We start from the raw sequence: 521 nt of genomic DNA, 5'->3' as shown, positions 1-521 counted from the left end.
ATGCAATGTCTCCATGTTCTCGTCATGGAGATTGTGAAACATGTAAAGAACTTATTTGTATTAAAGGATTAGAATCATCTTTAGAAATATTAAAGCATAGAGTAATTCAGCTTACAGAGCAAATTAATAAAGCAAAAGAACACCATAAATTAGGAGCTTTTGGTGCAGATCGTTGGATAAGTAACCTAGGGTGGAGATTGGCACATATAAGAACCAAAATTGCATTCTTGGAAAATAGTGAAATTCCAAATGGTGCACTATTACGAATATCTGACGAATATGATCCTTCACCAGTCAAGTTAGCCTTATTGGAAAAAGGAATGGATATAGATGTTAAAAAACCAGAAACGGCTAAACTTGATGATTTATATAGGTTAATGGAGATGTAGTATGCCTAAAATTCTTATTACAGAAGAAAATTTGGAAGATATCATTATGTTGATTAAAACCTGGGAGGGGAAGTTAACATGGAATTTACTTTGCTCTAAAGTTTCAGAGTTATTGAATATTAAGAGTATTGA

Annotated in this window: 1 pseudogene; it reads left to right on the top strand. The window is 32.2% G+C overall.

The window, feature by feature from the left end:
- Positions 1–389, top strand: a pseudogene (locus HMPREF9098_RS12010) (integrase); the annotation flags it as partial.
- Between the last annotated feature and the right edge of the window lie 132 nt (positions 390–521).

Origin of the sequence: Kingella denitrificans ATCC 33394 (genome assembly GCF_000190695.1) — a bacterium.
GTDB classification, from domain to species: Bacteria; Pseudomonadota; Gammaproteobacteria; order Burkholderiales; family Neisseriaceae; genus Kingella_A; species Kingella_A denitrificans.
This window is presented reverse-complemented; position numbering and strand designations above follow the sequence as displayed.